The organism is Paenibacillus sp. 32352, assembly GCF_002042965.1.
Classification (GTDB): Bacteria; Bacillota; Bacilli; order Paenibacillales; family NBRC-103111; genus Paenibacillus_S; species Paenibacillus_S vulneris.
In genome coordinates this window covers 187,329-201,001 of the sequence record NZ_MZNT01000012.1, presented here as the reverse complement: position 1 = coordinate 201,001, position 13,673 = coordinate 187,329, and the positions used below count along the sequence as shown (strand labels likewise).

Below are 13,673 nucleotides of genomic sequence, written 5' to 3'. Positions count from 1 at the left end.
TTGGAGCGCACCCATTTTCCAATACTAAACGTGATTCTGTATACAGAAATTTTAATGGACAGGTGTGATTTGCATAGGAACTATTGGTTACTTTATCTTGTTTTTAATAATCAATATGTGCTTTGTTGTCATAGTCGATTTACTCATGGGGCTTCAGCTTTCCGTATCCATAAGAAATTCAATTAGTCCTTTTCAAATTATGACAGATTCGGAATATGTCGCTTTAATTGTCTTGTTATGCATCATGCTGTTTCCATCCATTGCTCCTCTTATTAGGAAACAAAAATAAACCCGCAAGAGATACCGCGAGCACATGTAATAGAAACGGCAAATATTAGGGTCATCCTTTGCGGGATGGCCGTTTCTTTAAATTGTGTTATCGGCGAATAAATGGAATAGCGAAGCAGCCGGGCAACCGTCCGGACAGCGGGGACAGCATCATACCTATCACACTGACGGAGCGCACGTTCAAAATATCCTGCTTTGTGAGCCCGAAATCCGGTCCGGCAACAAATGTCTTTCCATCTAAAAAAACCTGCCGGCACCCCCCATGATGGGATTGCGGCAGGTTTCTATGTGTGTTGCTAGGATTTACTTTTTCTTCCATAAACGAAATATAACGTGATGGTTGACATGATCATCAGGATGACGGAATAGACCAGAGTTAACGCCTTGGTATCAGCCAGTGCCTGAGCGTCGGTGCTGTTTTTGATTACGATGCCGAGTGGCTGGTAGAGCGGATGATACAGGAATACGGTGAGGTCATAATCCGCCAGAATGCCGTTGAAGTTAAGGGCCAATACCGCCAGTGTGGATGGCAAAATAATCGGCAGCAGAACCTTTCGGAACGTATAGAAGGACTTCGCTCCCAGATTCTTCGCCGCATCCTCCAGGCTGCTGTCCAGACTGAAGAAGGACGCCTTTACCATGCGCAGCGTGAACGGAATGTGCACGATGACATAGGCTATGAATAGCATCCAGACCGTACCGACCAGAACCGAATTGCCGATGATCCATCTCGGCGTGTTGAACGTGACGATAAGGCCGATGGCAATGAGAGTCGAAGGCAGCATCCACGGGATGAGCAGCGAGTATTCCAGAGCTAGCGTCCACTTGTTCTGGAATTTATGCAGAATTCGCGATGCCATCAAAGCCAAAACGACCACGGCAGCGGATGCGGCCGCCGCATAGACGATACTCACGAGATAAGGCTTGAACGCGGACATACTGGAGAACACCTGCATGTAATTGTTCAAGGAAAATCCGCGGATATCGAGCGTTGATGTGGAGATGCTGTGCGCATCCGTGAAGGAGAACACGACAATCAGCACTACCGGGATCATATAAATGAGAAATAAGAAATACGCCAGAACATGTACGGCTATATTCGCGAGCTTGTTGTCGATCTTCTGTTTGACAAGCTCTGACTTTACTTTGGAGACGGACATGAAGTTGCCCTTTCTCTCGAAACGGATCATCAGCGTGAGCAGGACCAGCGTAGCTAGGCCCAGAATGAGCGCCAGCAGCGCTGCCAAATCCTTGGAGGACGTGCTGTTTGCGAACGTCAGGATCATAGGCGTGATCGTCTGGAATTCCACCCCGCCGAGGATCAGAGGAGCGGATGTGGCGGCCAGACCCGTCAGAAAGATCAGAATCGTGAGCGCAAACATCGTGGGCTTGAGAACCGGAAGCACTACCCGCCGCAAAATATAGAAGGTAGACGCTCCCATGTTTTTGGCCGCCTCGACGGTTTGAAAATCGATTTTACGGATGGCATTGCTCAAAAAGAGAACGTGGTTGGACGTACACGCAAAGGTCATCACGAACAGCACCGCCCAATATCCATGAAACCACGTCGTATCAAAGGAAGGAAAAATCCCGGCCAAAAGCTTGGTCATAAAGCCGTTCTCGCCATATACAAACTTATATCCCGACACGAGTACCACGCCGCTGTAGATCAAGGTTGTATAGTACCCGAGCCTTAACACCTTCGCGCCTTTAATATCAAAATATTCGGAAATCAAAACCAGCGTAACGCCGACGACATTGACCGTAAAAACCAGGGACACCGCTAGAATAAAGCTGTTGTACAAGCTTCGCATAGCGCGTTCGGACGATAGAAGCTTCTCGGCTGCTCCGAACGAAAGCTTGCCGCCTTTGAAGAAGATTTCGTAATAAATATTGATATTGGGATAGATCAGAAATGCTATGACGAACCAGGCAATCAGCCCGTAGAAAATAATTGCGGCCGGGTTGAAGGATGATAACGTTTTTCTTAATCTTTCTGTGTTCAAACCCGCTTCCTCCTTCCCTAGTACTGTAAAATGTCTCCGGCCAGGATGTGCAGCCGGACGCTATCGCCGACCTTGTGGCTCGTGAGGCCGCATTCTTTCTCAATCGTCTTCAGCACGCCCCCGCCGGACACCTCAATCAAATATTTGCTGTACAGTCCATAAAATTCTTGCTCTGCAATCGTTCCCTCGAGTGTCACGACATCCTCGCCCGGAAGTGGCAGCAAGCTGACCTTCTCATTGCGGATATACGCTACTTTACCGGCGCCGACATGCTCTTTCAACCTGCTATTCTCTATAATGCGAGGATCGATTTTGTTGATATCCCCGATGAAGTTGCAAACGAATTCCGTCTGCGATTGATTATATACCTCCTGAGGGGTACCCACCTGCTCCACGACTCCGCTGTTGAAGACGGCAATCCGGTCGGATAAGGTTAACGCTTCCTCTTGGTCGTGGGTGACATAGATCGTCGTAATGCCGAATTTCTTCTGCAAAAACTTCAGCTCGTTGCGGAGCTGCACTCTTAGCTTGGCGTCCAGGTTGGACAAGGGTTCATCGAGCGCCAAAATGCGCGGCTTCAGGACCAGCGCCCTCGCTATCGCGACCCGCTGCTGCTGCCCGCCGGACAGCTCAGATACTTTCTTGAACAGCTGTTCCTCCTTCAGATCCACCTTCCGGGCGATATCTCTGACCTCCCGGTCAACCTCTTCCCTGGAAGCCTTCTTGACGCGCATCCCGAAAGCGATATTCTCATACACATTCATCGTCGGGAACAAGGCGTAGCTTTGGAACACCATGCTGATGCCTCTTTTCTCGATAGGCACGTGGGTAATATCCGCTTCAGCCAGCATAATCTGTCCGCTGGTCGGCTTGATAAAGCCGACCAGGCTCCGCAGAATCGTCGTTTTCCCACAGCCGGACGGCCCGAGAAACGTAAAGAATTCGCCTTCGTTGATATGGAGATTCAGGTTTTTAATCGCATGAAATTGTCCGAATTTAATTTGTATATCGCGAAAGGTTATCATCGTTATCCCTGATCCTTTTTTCGTATTATTTCATGATCTGCAGTTCGATTTTTTCTACCCATTTGCCGATGTTGTCAGCGACGAAGCCCCAATCAAGCTGCTGCGCCTTAAGCGAGGAATAAAGGGCTTTGACGGAATCGGACGCTTTATCTACCGCTTTCGTATTTGCAGGCATAGCATTGAACTTGGCGGCGAACTCTCCTTGCACCTCGGCCGATCCCATCCATTCAACGAAACGTTCGGCCGTTGCCAGCTTCTTCGTACCCTTAACGATAGCAGCATGCTCGACAATCATCGGAACACCGACGGACGGGCTTACGATGCCGGCCTTCACTTTATACTGCTCTTCCTTCTTGCTCAGCGTACCGGAAACGACAGCTCCAAGCGGCGTTTTGCCGCTGGCGAGATTGGCGTAGAAGTCTTCGCCTTCAACCGCTCTAACGCCGTTGTCATAGAGCTTCTTGATTTCATCCCAACCCTCCTTGGCAATGCCGAGATCCCCCTTCGGATCCTTGTAACGGGTCAAGATGCCTGCCACGACAAGCTGCGGCGTAATTTGGCCAAGCAAAGTCGGAGCCTCGTACTTGCCCTTAAAGGCGTCATTTTTGTAAAGATCGGTCCAATCCTTAGGCGCCGTTTCAGGGGTGAAGTTTTTTGGGTTATAGCCGAGCAGGATCGCTTGCTTTACAAGTCCATGGTAATAACCTTCCGGATCGTTCAGTCCCGGCTCCACATCTCCGGCCCATTTCGGAACGTATTTGGTCAGGACATTTTCCTTCTTCAGATTCTCGTACAGCATGTTGTTCAAGCCAAAGACGACGTCGGCGATCGGGTTGTTCTTCTCGGCAATCAGGCGGTTTGTCAGGTTGGCGCCTCCCGCCCCTACTAACTCTATCTCGAAGCCGGCTGTCTTCGCTTTCTCAATCAGCCACTCTCCGCGGCCGTCTGAGTTTGCATTCGTATAAACGATCAGCTTCTCGTTCTTTACGGGTTCATTCGCAGCAGGTGCAGACGCGGAAGGCGCGGCGGCCGGAGGCGTACTTCCAGCGTTATTGCTGCCGCCTCCGCCACAAGCTGTTACAGCAAGGCACAATACCGATAAAAGAGACAGGCTTACCATTTTTTTCTTCATTGTTCGACTCTCCTTTGGGTGTATGTTGATTTTGGTTAATCTAAATGTGAAGGATCATTCCGTCGTAGGCTACTACGACTCCAGACGGCTTAAAGATTTCTACGAACTCATCGTGAAGAAGCCTTGAATTATGGCTAAAGTGCGTGACGATAATGCGGCCGTCCTCTTTCAAGATGTTTTCCTTATGAAACTCACGCTGAGCTTCGAGGACGGTCTCTATACACATATGGTTACGGTCGCGTGATTTCCCCGTGTAGCCATGCGTACAATCCAGGATAGCCGCATCCAGCTGCTTCCCTTGGAGCCAAGCCCAGGTCAATTCCGGGAACCAGCCGGAATCATGACCGTACAGCAGCTTCTTGCCCTGCTTCTCCACCACATACAACAGGCAGGTCTCCATCCGGTCGTGATCGGCAAGCAATGGGGTCACACGCGCATCCCCTACAGTGATCGTCTCGAACGGGCGGAGCAGATGGAAGGCGAAGCGTTCTCCCTCAAAACGTCCGATGGCAGTGCGCACGTGATACATGACCGCATCGTTTCCATAAATATGAAGCGGGCGATCCAGGTTATGGGCGATACCCGCTCTCCGGCATTCCAGATCGAGAGCATTGAGGTGGTCCATATGCGTGTGAGTCACCAGCATGTGCTCAATCGCACTAAAATCGATGTTGTCGCGCAGCGACTGCATATAGGAATCCGGCGAATAATCGAATTTAATGACATCGTCTATAATCGCCGAGCTTCGCGTCCGGATGTTCTTTCCGCCAAGCTGCCGAGCCCGGACACAATACTCGCAGCGGCAAAAGGCATTGGGAAATCCCTCCGCGGCGGCAGTTCCAAGAAAATGAATCTTCATCTTAAACCTCCTGGTCGTTTTTGAGAACAGATTTTCTCTCTACGATTGTTGTTTGAATTTTGATAGTTATCGGTTTCTCCTGAGACTGGTTAACTCGCTTCATAATGAGATTGAACGCCGATAGCGCAAGCTTTTCTGTGTCCTGTCTCACCGTAGTAAGCGGAACAGCCGTTAGCGCCGACAGCTGAATATCCGAGAATCCGACGATCGACAGCTTGTCGGGGACCTGGATTCCCATGCTCAAGGCCGTATTCAAGGTAGAAATGGCGACATGGTCATCTCCGCATAATAGAGCGGTTATCTGCGGATTATCCCGAAGAAATTGTTCCTGCTCAGGGTCCCTTTCATTCATCCGGCTAGGATCGCATAGCACGCTTCGAAAATGAATGTGCTGAGTTTTAACAGGAATTGCATGATCGAGCAGCGCCTGGATGTATCCTTGATAGCGCTCCTCCCTGCTCGTGATATTATCGATCGCGTTTGAGGTATATCCGATCTTCCGGTGCCCCTGCTTGATCAAATATTGGGTCATCTCGTAGGAGCCCCGGTAATGATCGTGGTAGACGCAGTCAATCTGAACCTCGCGGAAAATCCGGTCGATAATCACAAGCGGAAACTGCTGCAATTTCAATCTCAGCACGTGGTCGCTGCACGTCTTGCGCCCCTGGGGGAATAAAATGATGCCGTCGATCCCACCCTCCACCAGCTTCTGCAAACAGCGGTCTTCGTCGTCTTTATTCTTGCTGATCTTCAATATCAGATCGCAATCATGCTTCCTGGCCTCAAGCTCCGCTGCGGCGATGATCTTCGATGTGTAATCGGACAGATGCGGCACCACCAAAGCGACTTGCCTGCTGCGATTCACACCCTCCCGCTCCGGCTTGCTGACCTCCTGAAGAGTACGGCTGTCAGGCTCATAGTCCTGTTGGACCGCCAGGAAGGTCCCCCTTCTGGGCAGGCGGTACACCATCCCCTGCTCCGCCAGACGCTCCAGCGCCAGCTTGCTTGTCATCCGGCTGACACCGAACAGCTTCGCCAGCTCCCCTTCCGACGGCACCGGATCATGCGGCTGGAGCCTGCGGCTATGGATGATCTCCATCACCTTATCCGCAATTTGCAAATATAGCTGTTGATTCGGTTTTTTCGTCACACTTACATTTTTCATCCATGGTCATCCTTTGTTTAAACGATAGTAACGAACGGAGCTGCAAAAAAAGGAAGCGTTATCATTCGGACATTTGTCCATAGACTGCATACGCCGCTGTGGTACTTTAGAAGCCTTGCAGCTGGTTCAAATTTTTCTCGACCCCGTATGAAGCGTGCCCCAGATTGGTGATCTAAATCGAGCTTACTTTATGTCACTGACATAATCAATGATATATATTTTGAGATCTTGTAAATCACTTGATATTGTTAATATTATCTTAATATATCGTTATATTCATATCAGGATATATCAGATAATCGCTAATATATGGCAGGGATAATAGAACACCACGAAATAAGGGAACTCCTCATTTAAGGAGATCCCTTTCAAATTATCGTGATTAGTTCTGAGGATGTGCAACTTCGCACCTTGATAAAATTTATCAAAAAGTCATACTTTTGTTTTTCCAATGGAATACCCGGTCCTTTATCGCTGATCAGAACGAATACTTGGTCGGTCGTATCATAAATTCGGATATGTATTTCTCAAACCTGTGGAGAGAATTTTACTGCATTATCCAGTAGGTTAAAGTAAAAGAGGTTGGCGGAAAAGCGGGTCATTTCAAGCCGGGGGGTCGTGTGATGGGCATAACAGGGTTACCGGGAGAAATCGTTTTTCCAGGCAGTAAAAGGATCCTCTTTTGATTACTCAATCTTTAAAAGTAATACTCTTTACTTTTAGATCGTTACCATACTCCACAACTAAGTTACCTGCAGTTTCTGCAGGAGATATATTTACCGATAAGGTTGCCAATAACTTATTGTCCTTAAATGTATACTCGGTTATTGCTCCATAGCCAACCTTTTCAAACCAAGCAGCTGCATCTGATTTTTTGTATTTTTTTTCAATCTTTTTTTTATTTATTTCTAATTCAACCGTAACTGAGTCGCCTGCAGTGGTAATTTTCGAAGGAACCTGTTCGTATGCGGCGTCCATAGGGTTTTCAACTGGAATTTCTGAAAGGTCTGCTACATTTAATACATGAACCTTTTGTTCTAAAACACCCGTTCCGTAGCCTTTTGTAAGGATAACAGCTAGTTCTTCTTTATTGTCCGTATAGAAATCACCAACTTTAACTACCGGATAGTAGGTGGGGTTTGTTGAAGTGCTCCAAGGAAAAACTTTACTTCTTTCCTTAGTTTGGATGGTAATCTCCTTAAATAAGTCCCCCTCTGCTTGCTTATTTGCAAGTAGCATAATGCCATTCTCTGTTTTAGCCAACTCGATCTTCTTTTCCTTCAATTCTGGTACTGTATTTGTCGTTTTGATCATTTCCTCATGTTTTACATCAATGGACTTTCCGCATCCCGTGGCCAGCAGCATCAGCACTAAAATGCACAACTTTCTTTTAAACATAATCTCAATCTACCTTTCAGAGGGTTCATGATTTAATAACAATAAGTAGCTTACTGCTCCTAAAATACTACTATAATGTTTACTATTTAACAATTTTTTACTTACAATCCTTTAGCAAAATTACCTTTCCTAAAATCTTTCTCTACTTTGCCAGAGATTTCCTTTAGTTATTGTGGGGTTCAAAGGGTCAAATAACTATGTAATACGGACTGAATTTCCAATCAAGCAAATCATAAATATAATACTTTTCATTCACATGTGTCCCTTTCATCCCCACTTATTGCTGGCAACCTTCGACAAAATTGGATAAGACAAAAGGTGTCAGACGGGCATGTAGTTTACCTTTCAACTGCAAACAAAGCAACTATTGAGCTCATTGTCAGCGGTATGAAACAAACAATAAAAAGAACGTTCACGAGAGGTTCAAAGATATTTGTCGTAAATGGGACATTCCACTTTCCACCCCATATCCGACTGTAGAGAACGGTTTCCTTTAGAAAAATCAGGTTCATGGTAAACGAAAGCCAGTTTCCATTCGCCAAGAATGCAAACTGGCTTTCGTTTGCTCCACTAAACCCCCACCAGGCATTTGTGGTCATTATCATTTAGCATGTAAGAATTTTCATGAGCAAGTCAAGAGGGTGTCCCAAAAGCCATGAAAATGGCTGAGGGCACCCTCTTTGTTTGACAAGATTAAGAGATCCTGGGCTCTTTTCGTTTATAAAAACTAAAACGTTCTATATACATTTTCACATTCTTCCCCGGTCGGTTCAAAAAAACAGTGCTTCCTGAATCGTCCTACGAGCGGCTGATTATACCAGGTTTCCGGACATGGTCCTGGATTTTCGAACGTTCCTGGACGGAAATACCATAGGGAGAATTTGGCTGGCCAGTTCCGCTCCCCATTCACAGCCCGTCGCGCCAGACGGCGTTCCCTATCTCTTGCATTTTGATAGTACAAACCATGTTGCAACGCTTCGAACGCATGCGCCTGGTTGATCATTTGGGGAATTGTCCGGATGCCTTTAAAATCGGAGCAATTCGCTCTTATTCGGTTAATGCCAACATTTCCAACAAGGAGCATCCCCATTTCGCCCTCAGTCTCAGCTTCAGCTCGAAGCAACCTTGCCAGCATATCAATATCCTGTTTCCTGGCTTTTACGACCGCCATTGGCTCACCTCTTTAGATTGCAGATCTAAACTTATGATATTGTAGGTAAAGCGGATGTATGACCCTTGCAGCAAAATATAGAGTGATAAGGTGAACTCAATGTCTTTTTTTAAGGTAACGTTTCACGTAAGCGCTGGATGGCTCTAATTGGGGGCAACCCAAAAGATCCCGAACCCTTTCCTGTACCTCACCCTGTTAAAATAAAAAGGCGACCAAAAGGAATAAGGAATATTCCTTTTGGTCGTGAGTTTGTCGAGAAACCCTGTTTTGCGTGAACTATGCTACATATGGAGGTGGGGTATGCCTCGGAGGAGTTTACGTCCGCCTTTGAAACCCGTGAAAATACCACTAAATATAATCTAATTCACGGGTTTCAACAGCGGCTGGAGGGGGATACCCCATCGGAGTATATTGGCAATAGTTCAAGCTCTATTAGGTTTCTCGACAGCCTAGCGACCAAAAGGAATAAGGAATATTCCTTTTGGTCGTCATTTTTTTATCCATTTTATTCAACTAAACTGTAAGCACGATTACTTAGTTACCTGCACAATCATCGTTTCGCTCGAAGTCGCTCCCGCGTAATTGACGAGTTCGCAGCGGTATTCGTACGTACCGACCGGCTTGCCTTGAATCGCCGTAACCACCGATTGTGCTTGCGGCGATGTGCCTATAAGTTTCTTCGTATCAACAAGAATACCGTTCTCATACAATCGGTATGTCGTCCCGTTCGTCCCCCACCACATGTTCATACTGAGACTGAAATTCCCATCCCCGTCCCAGTTATCGTTAGATAGAATCGGTTTGCCCGGAGCCGCTTGCGTAACGTTGACGGTCCGAACATCGCTTCTCGTGGTGCCGTATGCGTTGGTCAGCTCGGCGTAATACCGGTACGAGCCGTTCTTCTTGTAGGTCACCGCCGTTACGGTCGATTGCGCATTGGGCGACCGGTCCATCAGGGTTTGGGTATCGATCAGAATGTCGTTTTCATACAATTTATAAATTTCACCGTTATTACCACACCACATATTCATGGTGATGTTGTAATTGCCGTCTTGAATGCCTGTATCGTGCCCATTATCATCGGACAGAACGAGCTTTCCAGGTGCACCCGTGCTTGGGGACGGGATATTGTTCACAGAAGCCATTGCCGTCCCTTTATTACCCGCTACATCAACAAATTCGAAGGTGAAGCTGTCATTATCATAAAAGTTGTAGCTAGGCGAACCCCCGTTGTTCGTAATCGTTACCGGTTCGCTTGGGGAGAGGGTCGCAACGACGCGTCCATCGGCCGCCTTACCGTATGTAATCGTCGCTGTCGGCACGGTCCTGTCGATTTTAAACGAGATGGTCTTCGCTGCTTCGACATTCCCTGCATGATCCGTCGAACGATAGCTAAGCGCATACTCGCCATCGCGATCGAACGTTACGGGGCCCGTATACGTCTGCCAGGATGCTCCGCCGTCCAGGCTGTACACGGATGAAGCTACTCCTGAGCCATTATCAGAGGCAGCCAGCGTTACCATAACCGGATGCACATACCAGCCGTTCGTACCGTCTGGCTGTGCCGGAGAAACAGTCGCGGTAGTAACGGGAGTCGTAACGTCAAAATTATAGTACAAGCTGTTGATTTCCGACGGTGTCAGCGCTTTTCGGTATATTTTCAATTCATCCAGCATGCCATAGAAGTTTTTGCCGCCGCTAGGATTCATGCCGACTCGATCCTCCTGGGAAGGTGAATATCGCCGGTAATAATCTTGGCTGAACGTGAACGTTCCGCCGGGGGACTGCTCAACCTTGTCTAAATACAGCTTGATGGCCTTATTCTTAAAATCGACAACCCCTACCACATGATGCCACGAGTTCGGACTGTTGAAGCTGAAGCTCTTACTTTGGTAGCTGTCGACCTTGTCGCTTCGTGCTCCTAGCCGTATTGAATCGGAGTCGACAATCAACTCGAACCCTTCATTCGTGCCATCGATGCGCGTGCTGAGAATATCATAACGCGCGCCTTGTGCGGGCATTAGACTCGGGTTGATCCATACGCTGACGGAAACCGCATCGGCATTGGCCATTTCATTACCGATCATGTAATGCATGTTGAGGGAATCCGTGCCTTTCATCGAGATCGCTAGCCCATATTTACCGTCTGTATACCCGCCCGTGCCTATGCGGATCGGGTCGTTCCCCTGAGCAGAATCGTCGTGAGAGTAGCCGTTGAAGGAGTAGTCTCCGATTAACTCGGCCGGCTGCAAATAATTCCGGAAATCGGCGAGGCGATGGAACGTCAGCCGATTGGAGTTATGCTTGGAGTTTGCGCCGTTGTAAGAAGTGCGGGACACATAGATCAGATCGTTGCCCTCAAATTGCCAATCGACATATTGAAAGCCGTCTTTCGCGGTGGAATTCGCCCAGCTTAAGTTCTCGTCTTCTTGGATGAGCAGCTTGCCCCGCGTCCAATGGACAAGATCGGACGAATACATAAGCGACAGTACGTTGCGCTGATTGTTTTGCGTCACGTTATAGTCGGTATGCTCATTAACGAGTGCGATATATTTGCCGGATTCGGCGTCGTAACGAATGGTGAACTTCACGTCTCCTCCGGGGAAGTCAAATTCTCCGTATTTAGTAAACGTCTCGTTGTCCGCGCTGAGCTTGTATATGCCGGCACGGTTGATTACCGAGCGTCTGAGCACATCCCACACCTGACCATCCGGTCCGACTACGGCGTTGCCTTCGATATAAAGATTGACGTCGGATTCGTTCGATTTTGTCCAGCTCGAAGGATTCATCAGGTCCGCTGTGTCCGGTGCAGAAACGATAAACGCCCACATTCCCCATGGATATAAGACCTCGAAGCCCTTATAGATGCGCCCGTTCGCTTTAATCACTGGTGTAGGCGCAGTGTGATATTTAACATTCTTGTCATCCCCTTGATAAAGAATGGAAGCATCGCTCCAGGTGATACCATCGTCGACGCTTTTGCGGATGGCGATGGAGCCTAGGCTGTAGTTGGTCCCCAGCAAATAAACAGCCCCGTTATGCTCGAACAACGTGCTCCAATATTGACCGTCGATCGTTGCCGTTTGCGTCCAGGTGGCTCCATCATCCAAAGAACGAAAAACCTTGGTGGTTTTGTTCGATGCATTCGGTCCGAAGTCGTCATCACTCGCAAGAAGCGTCCCATCGGAGAGCTTCACGAGGCTGGGACTCCCAATGTAAACACCCGTACTTGGATCGGAATAATCGATTTGCGACTTTACTACATCCATATAGTTGTTGGCGGATGCAACAGGAATTCCCGCGAACATAACGAAAAGCACAATGAACAGAAATAGTAAAGTGCTGCCATTCTTTTGGGCACGTTTCATATAGAAATCCCCTCCCTAAATTAGCTTGCTTCAGTACACGAGTTCGCGAAAATGCTTGACGGTATGAAAGGAGATAAAATTGCCGTTATGTGCACTGTAAGCCAGCTCATCGCCAGACCGGCTGAGGATATGGAGGTCCTCCCCATCAATAGCCATAGCTGCATAATGACGTGACTGCCTGGCCGAAGGCCCTGCCGCGACTAGTCCGGCAAAGCACCAATCGATGCAGTTTTTGGAAAAATGCAGCTGCAGCCTCGTCCTTTCATTGTTCGGCAGATTGTAACGGTCGGCTGGGAGCCGTTCCGCTTTAGTCATACTATCGGTCGCCTGCGTACTCAACAGCCAATAAAGACGGGTCACATCGTCATAGAGGATGTGAAATTTCATTTGCCCTCCCGGACAAGGAACGTACACTATCCGTTTCCCCGAAGGAACCTGCTCCAGCTTTGTGATCATCGAACCGTCCTCCTGCTCGACGACCTTGGCAATGGCGGCATAGCCGCTGCCTCCCGTATGAGATCGCATCCATAAATGGAACGTTCGTCCGCTCGGATCATGCCAATAATGGTCGGGATCTACAAACTGTACTACATTGGTCTCTAGCCACCCTGCTGGTGCACATCCCCTGCCCGGTGCGAGATCAATATACCGCTTCGGATCAGTGTGAAAGAACGGAACTCCGAAATAATCCAGCTCCTCAGCAGGAACGGCGTCACAAAAGGCGAGCTCAGAAGCGAACGTCCAGCTATTGGCCTTCGTCAAATCCGTATCCGTTTGGCCACGCATCAGGACAGGCGCCAATTCACCGACACCCCAAACTTCGATCTTGCCATAAAGATGCTTCTCCATGACCAAATATACAGAGCCATTCGCATAGTGAACGTTACATGGCGCCTGATGCCACTGCTCTCCATTCGTCAGTGATACCGGTTCCGTCCAGCATTCTCCCTCGTCATCGGAGCGAATGATCGCTAGATCTCCATGATGGCCTAGTATATAGAGGGATTCGCCCGCAACGAAAGGCCTCGCGTGGCCAAACGGAAAATCCCCTCGATGAACCCATGTTTTCCCTTTGTCATCCGACGTGAATATTTTTCCGATGGGTTGCTTCATACCTGGACCTCCCAGGTCCATGGTCGCCACCAGTCTCCCCGAGGCAAGCCGAACGAGACCCGGGCTATAGCAATAAACAGATGACGGCTCACTCGATTCATATATTTTGATAAATTCGTCCGCAAGCGGTTTCATATCTAACTACCTC

General features: G+C 48.3%; 10 protein-coding genes. 1 reads left to right on the top strand and 9 read right to left on the bottom strand.

Annotation, left to right across the window (positions count from 1 at the left end):
- The first annotated feature begins 64 nt into the window (after positions 1 to 64).
- The gene (locus B1728_RS37490) at positions 65 to 289 is read left to right on the top strand and encodes a YczF family membrane protein (protein WP_483310995.1); all 225 of its coding nucleotides are present in this window, start codon (positions 65 to 67) and stop codon (positions 287 to 289) included.
- A 295-nt stretch (positions 290 to 584) separates the two neighbouring features.
- On the opposite strand, the gene B1728_RS25735 is transcribed toward B1728_RS37490, so the two are convergent.
- The 9 genes from B1728_RS25735 to B1728_RS25695 all read right to left on the bottom strand — a co-directional run bounded on the left by B1728_RS25735 (position 585) and on the right by B1728_RS25695 (position 13,660).
- The gene (locus B1728_RS25735) at positions 585 to 2,294 is read right to left on the bottom strand and encodes an ABC transporter permease (protein WP_079913285.1); all 1,710 of its coding nucleotides are present in this window, start codon (positions 2,292 to 2,294) and stop codon (positions 585 to 587) included.
- Positions 2,295 to 2,311: 17 nt separating this feature from the next.
- Entirely contained in the window at positions 2,312 to 3,319 is a 1,008-nt protein-coding gene (locus tag B1728_RS25730; RefSeq protein WP_079913284.1) for an ABC transporter ATP-binding protein, read from the bottom strand.
- A 25-nt stretch (positions 3,320 to 3,344) separates the two neighbouring features.
- The gene (locus tag B1728_RS25725; RefSeq protein ID WP_079913283.1) at positions 3,345 to 4,451 is read right to left on the bottom strand and encodes an extracellular solute-binding protein; all 1,107 of its coding nucleotides are present in this window, start codon (positions 4,449 to 4,451) and stop codon (positions 3,345 to 3,347) included.
- A 40-nt stretch (positions 4,452 to 4,491) separates the two neighbouring features.
- Positions 4,492 to 5,310 carry an MBL fold metallo-hydrolase gene (locus B1728_RS25720; protein WP_079913282.1) on the bottom strand — a complete coding sequence of 273 codons (819 nt, stop codon included), beginning with the start codon at positions 5,308 to 5,310 and terminating at the stop codon, positions 4,492 to 4,494.
- Between the two features lies 1 nt (position 5,311).
- Positions 5,312 to 6,475, bottom strand: a complete 1,164-nt coding sequence (locus B1728_RS25715) for a GntR family transcriptional regulator (RefSeq protein WP_079913281.1) — start codon at positions 6,473 to 6,475, stop codon at positions 5,312 to 5,314.
- Positions 6,476 to 7,165: 690 nt separating this feature from the next.
- Positions 7,166 to 7,873 (bottom strand): hypothetical protein, encoded by a 708-nt coding sequence (locus B1728_RS25710; protein WP_079913280.1) that lies wholly within the window; start codon positions 7,871 to 7,873, stop codon positions 7,166 to 7,168.
- A gap of 727 nt (positions 7,874 to 8,600) precedes the next feature.
- Positions 8,601 to 9,044, bottom strand: coding sequence for a cell wall hydrolase (locus B1728_RS25705; RefSeq protein WP_079913279.1), 444 nt, complete (start codon positions 9,042 to 9,044; stop codon positions 8,601 to 8,603).
- Positions 9,045 to 9,574: 530 nt separating this feature from the next.
- Positions 9,575 to 12,412, bottom strand: a complete 2,838-nt coding sequence (locus B1728_RS36955; RefSeq protein WP_079913278.1) for an OmpL47-type beta-barrel domain-containing protein — start codon at positions 12,410 to 12,412, stop codon at positions 9,575 to 9,577.
- A gap of 30 nt (positions 12,413 to 12,442) precedes the next feature.
- Positions 12,443 to 13,660 carry a sialidase family protein gene (locus B1728_RS25695; protein WP_079913277.1) on the bottom strand — a complete coding sequence of 406 codons (1,218 nt, stop codon included), beginning with the start codon at positions 13,658 to 13,660 and terminating at the stop codon, positions 12,443 to 12,445.
- Positions 13,661 to 13,673 lie beyond the last annotated feature (13 nt).